Raw genomic sequence first — 12,128 nt, forward strand, 5'->3', positions numbered from 1 at the left:
ATCACAACTGGCTGATTTCACTCAACTCTTTTTCGGTCAGGCTCTAAGATGGTGCAAATTAGCGAAGGTGTTGGCTTGGACTGCAGCGAAAGTGTTCAGCGACAGTTCAAATCCCACCATCATTGTTGACTTGAAGACGGATCCGGCCAGTTCCTGTGACTCAATAGCATGCGTCAACTGCTCGCCCCTTTTGATTGCCGTGGATTGACCGACGATCGAGTTTTCGACAGTTTCGAAGGGCTTTTCTGCGGTCCTGGACATTTCGCTTTCCTCTCGTTACAGCGGCTCTGGCGACCATCTTGCACATCGTCAACGCCCATTTGTCGCAAGAACTCAATTGAATAGTATTGTGAAATCTTCATACGTGGCGCAGTCGAGGCATAGGATTGTTGCCGCAATGAGCAGCTCCGCCGCCTCGCAATGAGCAGTTTCAAGATTTGTGCCAGTTCTGTCGGTGGCGCCAAAAATCAGTCATCTCGCTATCCTCCACCCGGGTCTTTATCGACAATCGATGCAGCGGCTGCGGACTTTGGCTGGAGGCCGATTAAGATGTCTCGGCGGTCATTTGATGGAGGCAAATAACATTTCTTGCCGGCCAAGGTTTGCCTTGAGACAAAGGTGAGAATTATGGACAGAAGGCGGTGAGGTGGCAGTCCCGTCGTGCCAGACCGATGGTGTTCGCGCACTCAAATTCGTGGATCACGTCGGCGGCGAAGAGCTTGGCGATAATGTCAGAGGCGTCGTCCTAATCGCCTGCACTACCATCAGTATGTCGCCGTGGCCGGTTACCGGGATGGCGGGGCTGGCCGGGTCGAGAACAGTAAGCACTTCGGGCGTCAGGATCTGCGGTTTAGTCGATCGTGAAGAACTCGCTTTCAGGCAGGTTGCTGCGGCATTGGTCGGCTCTGGAACGTGAGGAGTAGTGCGGCGAGCAGACACAAAAGCTGCCTGAACCATCGCAGCAGGAGGGAGAAGTTGTATCCGGCGGCGGCCAGAACGGCATTGACGGCATCCCCCTGTTCGCCAGCGAGATAATTCCGGTCCATTCTGTGTTCGCTCTTGAGGTGTCCAATGACGGGTTCGACCGCCGATCGTCGTCGCATCTGGCGTTTGATGGGGGGCGTGAGGCGGCGCTTCTGGCCACTGGTGAAGACCCTCAGCTTGTGCCTTTCGGGAGCATTATGGCCGCGGTATCCAGCATCGGCCAGAATGCGGGAGAGCTCGTTGCCAAGCATCTTTTCCATATCCGGAATGACGGTCGCGAGCGTATGGCCGTCGTAGGGATTGCCGGGCAGCGCCGTCGCGTGCAGGGCGAACTGCCCGCCCTTTGAACGGTTCAGTGTTGTGGCCACGGACACCTTCACTCCGAACTCATAGGGCTTGTGCGCCTTGCCTTTACCAATGCACTCGACTTCGTCGGCATGCAGGCTGTAGATCTTGCGGCCACGCTGACGTTGCCGCTGCGCGATGACCGTTTTTGCCTGATAAAGCGACCATTTGAAGATCGCGTCGAGTTGTTCGTCGCCGGCGATCTGACGCTCGATGTCGCGAACGGTCCGGCCGAGATAGGTCTTCAACTTGCGCAGCGCCTTGCCGGCCCGTTTGAATTGCTTCGCATGAGCGTAGCGCTGGTGTGAATAAGCTTGGCATCCGTCGGGAACATGACGTTCTTCGGTTGAACGGTCGTGTCCACGATCACCTGCCGCGTATCCTGCGGCTTCATCGCGCCTGTCTTGACTGCCACGGCCAAGCTCTCCTGCAAGAGCCCGCCGATCCGTTCCTCGCCCATGCGCTGCCGCCAGCGCGTCATCGAGGAGCGGTCGAACGATAGTTCGTGCCGAAAGAACTCCTCGCCGCACAGGTACTGAAAGTAGGGGTTCTCCACCCAGCGCTCGCACAGCGCCTCGTCCGACAGGTTGAACGTGTGCTTCAGAATGGCCAGCCCGCCATCAGCCGCGTCGGCAATGGCGGCATGCCCGCTCCGTCCGAATAGACCGTCCCAAAGCGGCCTTCCAACACAGGCCAGTCAATAGCCTGCGCCAGACGCACCAGTTCGTGCTTCATATTGATGATCTGGTCGAGCCGGGATCGGAATAAATCCTGTTCACCCGTTTGGCGCCGTTCGCGTGGTTTACCCATTCCTGGTTCTCCGATTCACCGCGATAAACCCAGTGAATCACGCTTCGCCAACCAGGCAAACCTCAAACTGATTTTGCAAGGAACAGCCCGTTCGGCGGCTGTTTCCGGCAATTAGAAGATCTGCAGATCCCTCGATTCTTACGTCAAATCAGCGGCTTCCGAGTTCTTCACGGCCGACGGTTTAATGGCAACTGGCACGGCCATTGCTCATCAGCTTCACATGACAGTCGCCGCTGTCGGCTTTCGGAAAATCGGCCTGGCAGGCGACCGGGCGCGCGCCATATGGAGGATCTCCTGATGACCATTGAGCATTCCGCGGAGACCCGCGCCAAGCCACCCTTATATCGCCATCTCTATGCCCAGGTTCTGGCAGCGATCGCGGGCATCCTGTTTGGATATTTCTATCCGGACATCGGAAAGCTTGGAATGATCATTGCACCGGTGATCTTCCTGAAGGTCGCGACGGAAATCGCAGGCATAACCGGTCTCGCCAAGGTTGGTCCCATCGCCGGCAAGGCGAGTTTGATACCTGACCTCGACTTTGGTACTTGCCGTCCACCTCGCGGTCATCAACGTGATGCAGTCGGGTGCGGGCAGTGCTTATCGATCCGGCCTCGCTCAATGCCGAGGCGGTCGCCGGCTGTGTGGAAAAGGCGCAAGAACAGTTGATGACCGGTTTCCTGATGCTGGTTATCCCGTCGACGCTTGTCAGCGACGAAGGAAGACTTTGCGACACTGGTCGACATCCACGTCATCGCCGCCGCCAGAAAAAGTGACAGCGGGTACAGCGACACAGGCCGCGACCCTACCAGGCAAAAAGCTCCGCATATCCATAGACGCTATGAACAGAATTTAGAAAATCAATTTTTGAGGAGTGTGAATTGCCCATATCTAGGGACGATCGGCCACTGGCATGCCGATCCTGCAACGACTTGGAGCCGCCCCACAAACACCGTGGCGGCGAATGGATAAAAACAAGGAGAAAGGACGAGATGCTGGACATCGGCGTCATTGGAAGACTGAAGTTTGCGACCGCGTTCATGGCCATGTCCTTACTACTGGTGCCGGCTGCGGAGGCTCATGAGCAGCCGGTCTGGCACTACGGACTGTCGCTCGTCGATGATCTCAAATATCCGCCCGGCTTCAAAAAGTTCGACTATGTGAATCCCGAGGCACCTAAGGGCGGAGATCTCAGGCTTTCACAGACAGGCACCTTCGACACGTTCAATCCCCTGCTGGTGAAGGGCGAAACGGCCGTCGGCCTGGATTTCGTCTTCGACACGCTCATGAAACCGTCAGAGGACGAGATTTCGACGGCCTACGGGCTTCTGGCCGAAGGCGTTTCCTTCCCCGACGACATCTCCTCGGCCACGTTCCGGCTGAGGCAGGAAGCGAAATGGGCCGACGGCAAGCCGGTGACGCCGGAAGACGTCGTCTTCAGCTTCGACAAGGCGAAGGAACTGAACCCGCTCTATCAAAGCTACTATCGGCATGTCGTGAAGGCGGAAAAGACAGGGGATCGGGACGTCACCTTTCACTTCGACGACAAAAACAATCACGAACTTCCTCATATCCTCGGGCAGATCCGGATTGTGCCGAAGCACTGGTGGGAGGGCACTGGACCGGACGGCAAGCCGCGCGACATTTCGCGAACGACGCTTGAACCGGTGATGGGGTCAGGTCCCTACCGGATCGCTTCGTTCGCCCCCGGCGGGACCATTCGTTATGAGCGCCGGCCCGATTACTGGGGCGTCGCGCTCAACGTCAATGTCGGGCAGAACAATTTCGATTCGATCACCTATTCCTTTTTTGGCGATCGCGACGTCGAGTTCGAGGCCTTCCGCTCCGGCAACACCGATTATTGGCGGGAGAACCAGGCGATGCGCTGGGCTACGGCCTTCGATTTTCCGGCGGTGAAGGATGGCCGCGTTAAACGCGAGGAAATTCCCAACCCCTTCCGGGCAACGGCCGTGATGCAGGCGATGGTGCCGAACATGCGCCGCAAGCCCTTCGACGACGAGAGGGTGCGCCAGGCATTGAACTATGCGCTCGACTTCGAAGAACTGAACCGGACCATCTTCTACAATCAGTATCAGCGCGTGAACAGCTTCTTCTTCGCCACAGAACTCGCTTCCTCCGGTCTGCCGGAAGGCAAGGAACTGAAGAACCTGAACGAGGTCAAGGACCTCGTGCCGCCCGAAGTGTTCACCACCCCTTATAGCAACCCGGTCGGCGGCACGCCGCAAAAGGCGCGCGAAAACCTGCGCAAGGCGATCGAGCTCCTGAACAAGGCGGGGTTCGAGCTCAACGGTAACCGGATGGTGAATACTGAGACGGGCAAGCCGTTCTCCTTCGAGATCATGTTGAGCAGCCCGTCATTCGAGCGCGTCGCCTTGCCCTATGCGCAGAACCTGAAGCGGATCGGTATCGAAGCGCGCGTGCGCACGGTGGACCCATCGCAATATACCAATCGCAAGCGTGCCTTCGACTACGATGTGACCTGGGAAGTTTGGGGTCAGTCCTTGAGCCCCGGAAACGAACAGGCGGACTACTGGGGATCGGCAGCCGCCACACGCCAGGGCTCCAGGAATTATGCCGGCATCTCCGACCCTGGCGTCGACGCATTGATTGAGCGCGTGATCTTCGCAAAGGATCGCGAAACGCTGGTTGCCGCAACGAAGGCACTCGATCGCGTCCTGCTCGCCCATAATTACGTCATTCCGCTCTATTACAAGCTGGCCGCCCAAATCGCCTATTGGGACGCGCTGGCCCGGCCGAAAGAGTTGCCGAAATACGGACTGGGCTTCCCCGAGGTGTGGTGGTCGAAGAGCGCTGCCTGTCATTTGCCCGCTTCGCTGTAGTTGCATTTGTGGGAGCTCTGGCGAAGCCGGGCGTCTCCAGTTCACGCCCAACCGTGTTCTCATCCGAAATGCGCAACTTCTGGACCAATCTGCGCGCCAGTGAATTTTTAGGATAGCCTGCTTTCGACGTCCTTTGCCAGCCCCGGGCGCTGACGTCATTCAGTGTCACTCGGTCGCGCGGTGCACCGTTCGTTGGGGTCCGAGTCGGATCGCAGCACCCGGCCCAACACTGCAGCATCTCGCTGGCGAATGGCGCTGCCTCCGAACGCGGGCCGCCATCGTAGAGTGAGGCAAGTGCCAGCAATCGCCGCTATGGCTGGCATCCTCCGTCTGCCATCAAGCTTTCGAAGAGCTGCGCCGCCGAAGTCATCACATCGCATCCTGTTTGCGGCACAGAGGCGCTCTTTGGTGTGGGCTAATTCGACAATGTCCGATTTCCGACATTATCGGACAAATGTCATACCGATGTTTGAGTTTCGGTGTTGTTTCAGAACCGTTTTTTCGTTGGCATAGTTTGTGCTTGACCGATTTGCAAAGGCCTTTTCGAACCAGGAGAAACGATCCATGATAGGTCTCAACGGAAGAGCCGTTAGTGCAGTGAAGCTCGCTCCTTCCCGCGATTCTGAACCCACCGATGGCTTATGCATATGACGGTTCAAGCGGACGGCTGTGCATATACCATTTTGCATTAGAGACTGAGTCGCGCGAGGGCGACACTGTTATCGAGAAGGATGGGATCAACATATTTGTTGACTCGGACCCCCAACCCCATGTGGCCGGCCTGGCCCGGGACGTCATCCCAAGGACGTCATCCCAAGGGTGGATTCGCCCGGGTTTGTCTTCAACGTTTCAACACGCGGGAGAGGTGAGCCTGCGGCAAATCGTTCGGCTGATCGCCACGCACGGGAGAACAGTAATGCTGGATCAAAAAGCACTTCTACAATGCCACGATCGCCATTTGTAAACCTTTCGTCGTTTCGGTAGCTGGAGAATTATCTTGAGGCCTATCTATCTCGACAACAACGCAACGACGCGCGTCGATGCGGAAGTTCTCCAGGCGATGCTGCCATTCTTCGCAGATGTGTTTGGCAACGCTTCCTCGATGCATGACGCTGGTGCTACTGCCGGGGCAGCGATTAACGTAGCGCGCAGGCAGTTGCAAGCACTGATCGGTGCAAAGTTCGACCCAGAGATCACCTTTACCTCGGGCGGGACCGAAAGCAACAATGCGGCGATCCTTTCGGGGCTCGAGGCTATGCCTGAGCGCACTGAGATCGTAACTTCGGCGGTCGAGCATCCTGCGGTGCTGACGCTCTGCACCCATCTGGAGAAGACACGCGGCACCAAGGTGCACAAGGTCCCAGTGGATCACCAGGGCCGACTTGACCTTGACGCTTATCAGGACGCCCTTACACACCGTGTAGCAATCGTTTCGATCATGTGGGCCAACAACGAGACGGGAACGCTCTTTCCTGTGGTAAAGCTAGCTGAGATGGCCAAAAAAGTCGGCGCAATTTTCCACACCGATGCGGTGCAAGCAGTCGGCAAGCTACCGATTGACTTGAAATCAACGGCGATCGACATGCTGTCGCTTTCCGCGCACAAGTTCCATGGCCCGAAGGGCGTCGGGGCACTCTACATAAAGCGCGGGGTGCCCTTTCACGCACTCATTAAGGGTGGCCACCAGGAGCGCGACCGGCGCGCGGGCACGGAGAACACGCCCGGGATAGTAGGTCTGGGCAAGGCGGCAGAACTCGCGTTGGATTGTATGGACAAGGACAATGCGATAATAAGATCATTCCGCGATCGATTGGAGAAAGGACTTCTCGAGCGTGTCCCCCAAGTCTTCGTAATGGGTGATCCGGTGACGCGGTTGCCCAACACAACGAGCATTGCCTTTGAAGGCGTCGGTGGTGAAGCCATGCAGTTTCTGCTCAATCGCCATGGCATCGCCTGCTCCTCCGGAACCGCCTGTACCTCTCGTTCTTTATCGACGAGCCATGTTCTAAAAGCCATGGGTACTCCCCACAGGCAGGCGGTCGGAGCAGTCCGCTTCTCGTTGTCAGGCTATAACTGTGAAGAGGATATAGATCGGGTGTTGCAGGTGATACCCGCAGTTGTGAAAAAACTGCGTGAATCTCGTCCAGTATTTGCCGGGTAGACGCTCTGCCGGCACATACGATCGTTTCAGCGCTTGGGAATGTCCGAATACCCGTCACTGATGGCGTCTCGATCACAGCTCTTCCCAGGGTCATCATGGGGTGCAGGGCCGGGACCATGTGTTGGAACGAAAGCAGCTATTCCGCGGCCAGTAGGAGAATGCAATGTCTTATGATGATGCGACCTTTGCCCCTGATGGCACTGACATTCTGACTTGGCTGAAGGATTTGTCGGCCGCCGAGGAGTTCTTCGATGCCCTCGGCGTCACCTATGACCCAAAGGTGCTAAACACATCACGGCTCCACATAATGAAGCGCATGGGTCAGTATCTGGTCGCGGAGGACTTTTCCGATCTCCCCACAGGCACGGCCGCCACCCGTGCGCGCGCCGCACTCGAGCGCGCTTACAGGGACTTTGCAACTTCGTCGCCACTCAAACATCGTGTTTTCAAGGTGCTTGAGGATCGCGAGCCGACCAAAGCTGCTGCGCCGATCCAAGTCTTCGTACCATTGGAAGAACTCTTGCAGCCATCCGAAATCAGTGACTGCGGCGGGGTTGCGACACAGCGATGTCATCAGTCCGACAAAGTAGTCGCGGCTCCGGACGCGCTGGAATGAAGCGGTTAGCAGGTTGTAATAAAACTCGTTGGCACGTGGTGCATGGAAGGGTCGGAAGACCAAGGCGATCGAAACCTAGACAGATCATAATGCACATCGCTGATACCGAGTCGGCGCAGATGCGCGTCCATTGCTAATGCGTCGGTGCCTAAAGTGCCAACCCGATGCCGTCGGCCTGCTTCAGCGCTGGTCGCGGTCAGGGTTGCATGAGCCTGGGTCATGTCCATGATACGCATACAGCTCTGATCTCCCCACCGCCGCGGGGGGTCGTCGACCTGCTGTGCCGGCCGTTTGGCAGTGCGTGATTCGTCGACGCTTCTCTCTGACGCCGCTACGCCGTCGTCACGCTTTTGAGCGTATCCCGATGTTTCACTGAATGAATCGACTGGCGGAATCCGCAACTGAGCGGGCAAAAAGAGAGCGCTGTCCTTAGTGAAGAATTTTGCGGATGTCTACATTTCGGAGCGGCCGATTGGCCGGTTCGGGACTAAAGGTCGGCAAGTTGACAATGCATGCACTCTGAAAATGCACAAAATGACGACATTTTTAGGTTGGCACGGCGCTTGCTCGTTCACGGCATCATCCACGCCGGCAAGAGCGAGGCGGTGTAATTGGCAACTATGAGCAAAGGAATTAGCTATGGCGCGAGCTGACGTAGAGCGATTCGTCAACGATTTGGACAAAGGCAGGCTGCCTGCAAACCTCAAGCCAAGTGCCACGGGTCTTGCACCAATCGTAGCGATCGGAAAGAGTCTCGGCTACAACATAACGCTTGACGAAGTTCAAAACTACATCCGATTGGACAGCCGACGGAAGTCTACTGGCAAGAAGCTCGACGCGATGGCGAACAGCAAGCGTGGCTCGCGCGTTCCGGCCTTGCCGCGCTTTGTACAATCTACTGCCTTAGATAGTCCCGTTACGGATGGACTCACGCGGCCGTTGCATATGGCTGAAAAGGGCGCCGCCGTCGCCGCGGTCGTTCAACTTGTTGTAATTGTTGTTCATGTTTCAAGCTGATTTTTTTACCGGAGCGCATTGGCTTGGACGATCGGTGCGAAGAGAGCATGACAGCAAATATCATCGGGAACGAGACATGCGATCTGGCCTACAAGAAACGGCTTCAAGGGCTCACCTTAGAGCCTGACTCGAAAAGGTCTCAACAATATCCGTACCTTGCCAAGCGTCGTGTCAGGACCCGGATGTGGGCGATAGTGATCCAAGCCTCGGCTGATGCGATGGACTTCTCCCAATCCTTAGCCAATCGTCGGCATCTGCCAAGCCATGCGAAGGTGCGCTCCACGACCCAGCGCCGCGGCAGAACTTCGAAGCCCTTGGCCTTGTCGGTCCGCTTGACGATCTGGAGAGTGAAGGCAGCGATCTTTTGGAGTGCGCCCTTCAGCTTCGGTCCGGCATAACCACCGTCGGCGAAGATATGTCTCAGCCACGGCCAGCGCTTGAGAATGGTTTTGAGGACGGCAGGTGCGCCGTCGCGATCTTGGATATCGGCGCTGTGAACCCTGAGGCCGACCATCAACCCGAGCGTGTCGACGACGATATGACGCTTCCGTCCCTTGATCTTCTTGCCCGCGTCATAGCCCGAAATTCCGCCGCTTTCCGTGGTTTTCACGCTTTGACTGTCAATCACGCCAGCAGATGGCGAGGCTTCCCGGCCTTCCAATTCGCGCGCCTCCATCACAAGATGATGGTTGATCCGACCCCATAACCCTGTCGCTCGCCATTCGTAGAAATAGGACTGGACAGTTGTAAAAGGCGGAAAATCCTTGGGCATCATCCGCCACTGGCACCCCGTCGTGGCGATGTAAAGCAACGCATTCACGACCTCGCGAAGATCGGTGCTGCGCGGCCTGCCCAACCGCCGCGGTCCAGGCAGGCAAGGCGAGATCAATCCCCATTCCCGGTCCGTCAGATCGCTTGCATACCGCCTTGCGCGTCGGGCATATTGCCGACGGGTGAAATCAGTCCAGCCCATTGTGGTCTCCGTTCGTCCTAAGCAAACAAACAGAATCACAACTGGCTGATTTCACTCAACTCTTTTTCGGTCAGGCTCTTATAAAGGCGAGTATTGGCGCCAGATCTTTAACCGGCGCACGCCGGAGCAACGGCGCACCTTGTCGCACATCAAGCGTTTCATGGAACGGCTGGCTGGTGACATAAAGTTCCGCACCGCGGTTTCGGAGAGCGCCGACGCCCCTCGCGCGGTAACAGAGCGCTATGGCATTGAAGTTGACCCACTGGAGATACTGCCGCTCTGGCGCGATGATCATCTTACTTACCGCTACAAGCCGGAGTCTGCACCATGGCCGCTGTCGATAATGTGGGACGAGTACATGCGCGACATGTTGCGCCATCGCGACCTCCTGCGCGACCATGGCGATATGTCAATGACCAACCCTCGCTTTCATGCCTGGCGCGAGCGCCAAATTCGGCGTTGTAATGACGAATTGGGCGGATCAGCACCGTCGATCACACACCCCATCATCGCTTTCGAGCTGAGGGAAGGGTGCACCGTCGGTTGCTGGTTCTGCGGCCTCTCGGCCGCTCCGTTCAAAGGCTATTACGAGTATAGCAAACAGCATGCAGAGCTTTGGCGCGGCGTGGTTGGTGTCGCGAGCGAGGTGTTTGGCCCGGCAGCTCGTACTGGGTTCTGCTACTGGGCCACAGAGCCAATGGACAACCCGCAGTACGACCGCTTTCTCTTCGACTACTATCAGATCACGGGCGCATTGCCGCAAACAACGACGGCCGCCCCGCTCAAGGATGAGGCACTCACCAGGCGCGTGCTCGGCCTCTTCAATCTTTATGGCACTACGATGAATCGCTTCTCTGTGCTCAGCACGGCACATCTCAATCAGATCCACAGGGCGTTTTCGCCTGAAGAACTGACAGGGGTCGAACTCATCATGCAGGGCAAGGACGCCCCGACCGCAAAGGCTTTCACGGGGCGTGCGCGCAAGCGGAAGGAGAAACTCAGTGCGAGGCAAGAGGCAATCGCCTTGACGGAGCGCAATCACACGACGATCGCCTGTGTTTCCGGCTTCCTCGTAAATATGCCGCAGAGACGTTTGCAACTAGTGACGCCGGTACCGGGTAGCGAACGCTGGCCCCTCGGGTATCGCATAGTGGGTCAACGGTCATTCAGGACGCCTGACGAGTTCCGGGACGGGCTCAAGAGCATGATTGATCAACATATGCTCGAGAGCCCAGCCCCCGACCTGCCGATCCGCTTTCGCAGGGACCTGGAGTACACAGCGGGAGACCGCTGCTTCCATCTCCGCTCGCGAAGCATGGAACACCGGGTGCTCGACTACGCTCCGATCTCGGTTGGCCATCTAATCGCGTGCGGCAACTTTACAGTTTCGGAGTTGGTTATGCGGGCCTCGACGGATGGAATGAGCGTACTTGCAGTCGCCGACCTGCTCGATCAGTTATACGCGGCCGGCGTGATCGAAGAGGACCTCGGTGACCGCTATGCTTGGCAGACCAGCGACGGCATGAAAGACCGCATTGAAGAAGCTCAAGGATAGCGGCAGGCGGGTTCCTTTACCTATCGGGACCACTGCAAATGGCACGGGCGGGTGCCACAGGAAAACCTTCAGCCGCCGATCCGGGACGATCCGCCACCCGAACCCGCGCGATCGTGCTGCAACATGCCAGATCACGGTGAAGAGAAGAAGCTCAATCCGTGACCAATTGAGCACTTATAGACCAGGCTCGTTCCTTTTCGCTCGTAACTGGGCACATTGAAGACGACCATGGTGAATTCGGCGCCACCGTCCGGCCGGATCCGGTAACGAAGAAACTGGACAACCGGCTTACCGTCACGATCTATGGTAAAATGCTGATCTGCAAAAGCGAGGGTGCCGTCAGATGTGATCCTATAGCCGTCTATGCTAACGCCTCCACGCGTCTTGGTCGACGGTGTATCGGCAGTCGCCGGAGTGCACATGCCTAAAATCGACCGTCACACTCACCGGTTTGCCGGTAGTCAGCGCGCGTTCAAGCTCGCCAGTACATGACTATCGCCGGCGGCATTGGCAGCTGTAGCAAACAGTATCCCGAATAAGGTTGCAACGATATGTTTCACAGGTGGTCCTCTTTAGAGCGACTATACGGTTGACACGGCCCCTGCGGGCGAACCGGGGCTCGGCGGTTTCAAACAGGGCGCGGGTGGATTCATGGTGAGAGTGCGGCTTCGGACCGGAGCAGTTTGCCGACAGCCCATACCACTCGATGCGGCAGCCGTGTGTGGAGAAGGCTCCGCGTCTACTGCTATCCTTGTCCCAATTGAATTCAACCCAAAATGCCACGCTATTCTAATGGGAAATCTCAG

Annotated in this window: 7 protein-coding genes and 3 pseudogenes; 6 read left to right on the forward strand and 4 right to left on the reverse strand. The window is 57.2% G+C overall.

Annotated features, from left to right (window positions below):
* Window positions 1-36 precede the first annotated feature (36 nt).
* Together USDA257_RS31980 and USDA257_RS31985 are read right to left on the reverse strand one after the other, a co-directional pair.
* Entirely contained in the window at window positions 37-261 is a 225-nt protein-coding gene (locus USDA257_RS31980; protein ID WP_014857667.1) for a hypothetical protein, read from the reverse strand.
* A 614-nt stretch (window positions 262-875) separates the two neighbouring features.
* Window positions 876-2,139: pseudogene (locus USDA257_RS31985) on the reverse strand (transposase).
* Between the two features lie 297 nt (window positions 2,140-2,436).
* On the opposite strand from USDA257_RS31985, the pseudogene USDA257_RS31990 reads away from it, so the two are divergent.
* The 5 genes and pseudogenes from USDA257_RS31990 to USDA257_RS32015 all read left to right on the forward strand — a co-directional run.
* Window positions 2,437-2,849, forward strand: a pseudogene (locus USDA257_RS31990) (C4-dicarboxylate transporter DctA); the annotation flags it as partial.
* A 282-nt stretch (window positions 2,850-3,131) separates the two neighbouring features.
* Window positions 3,132-5,000, forward strand: coding sequence for an extracellular solute-binding protein (locus USDA257_RS31995; RefSeq protein ID WP_015633453.1), 1,869 nt, complete (start codon window positions 3,132-3,134; stop codon window positions 4,998-5,000).
* 997 nt (window positions 5,001-5,997) lie between these two features.
* A complete protein-coding gene (gene nifS / locus USDA257_RS32005; RefSeq protein WP_014857675.1) occupies window positions 5,998-7,161 on the forward strand; it encodes a cysteine desulfurase NifS in 1,164 nt (387 codons plus the stop codon).
* 163 nt (window positions 7,162-7,324) lie between these two features.
* Window positions 7,325-7,696, forward strand: a pseudogene (gene nifW, locus USDA257_RS32010) (nitrogenase stabilizing/protective protein NifW); the annotation flags it as partial.
* A 720-nt stretch (window positions 7,697-8,416) separates the two neighbouring features.
* On the forward strand, window positions 8,417-8,794 hold the full coding sequence (locus tag USDA257_RS32015) for a hypothetical protein (protein WP_014857677.1): 378 nt from the start codon (window positions 8,417-8,419) through the stop codon (window positions 8,792-8,794).
* A gap of 139 nt (window positions 8,795-8,933) precedes the next feature.
* Here the strand turns inward: USDA257_RS32015 and USDA257_RS32020 are convergent, their stop codons facing one another.
* On the reverse strand, window positions 8,934-9,767 hold the full coding sequence (locus USDA257_RS32020) for an IS5 family transposase (protein WP_014327878.1): 834 nt from the start codon (window positions 9,765-9,767) through the stop codon (window positions 8,934-8,936).
* A 139-nt stretch (window positions 9,768-9,906) separates the two neighbouring features.
* Here USDA257_RS32020 and USDA257_RS32025 point away from each other — a divergent pair, with 139 nt between their 5' ends.
* Window positions 9,907-11,322: a radical SAM family RiPP maturation amino acid epimerase gene (locus USDA257_RS32025; RefSeq protein WP_014857678.1), complete on the forward strand. Its 1,416-nt coding sequence runs from the start codon at window positions 9,907-9,909 to the stop codon at window positions 11,320-11,322.
* A gap of 131 nt (window positions 11,323-11,453) precedes the next feature.
* Here the strand turns inward: USDA257_RS32025 and USDA257_RS35095 are convergent, their stop codons facing one another.
* Window positions 11,454-11,744, reverse strand: coding sequence for a VirK family protein (locus tag USDA257_RS35095; RefSeq protein ID WP_014857679.1), 291 nt, complete (start codon window positions 11,742-11,744; stop codon window positions 11,454-11,456).
* Between the last annotated feature and the right edge of the window lie 384 nt (window positions 11,745-12,128).

The sequence above is a fragment of the Sinorhizobium fredii USDA 257 genome (assembly GCF_000265205.3).
Lineage (GTDB): Bacteria > Pseudomonadota > Alphaproteobacteria > Rhizobiales > Rhizobiaceae > Sinorhizobium > Sinorhizobium fredii_B.

Coding starts and splice junctions, on each gene's coding strand:
- USDA257_RS31995 (WP_015633453.1), top strand. CDS start 3,132: ATGCTGGACATCGGCGTCATTGGAAGACTGAAGTTTGCGACCGCGTTC.
- USDA257_RS32020 (WP_014327878.1), bottom strand. CDS start 9,767: ATGGGCTGGACTGATTTCACCCGTCGGCAATATGCCCGACGCGCAAGG.
- USDA257_RS35095 (WP_014857679.1), bottom strand. CDS start 11,744: ATGTGCACTCCGGCGACTGCCGATACACCGTCGACCAAGACGCGTGGA.
- USDA257_RS32015 (WP_014857677.1), top strand. CDS start 8,417: ATGGCGCGAGCTGACGTAGAGCGATTCGTCAACGATTTGGACAAAGGC.
- USDA257_RS31980 (WP_014857667.1), bottom strand. CDS start 261: ATGTCCAGGACCGCAGAAAAGCCCTTCGAAACTGTCGAAAACTCGATC.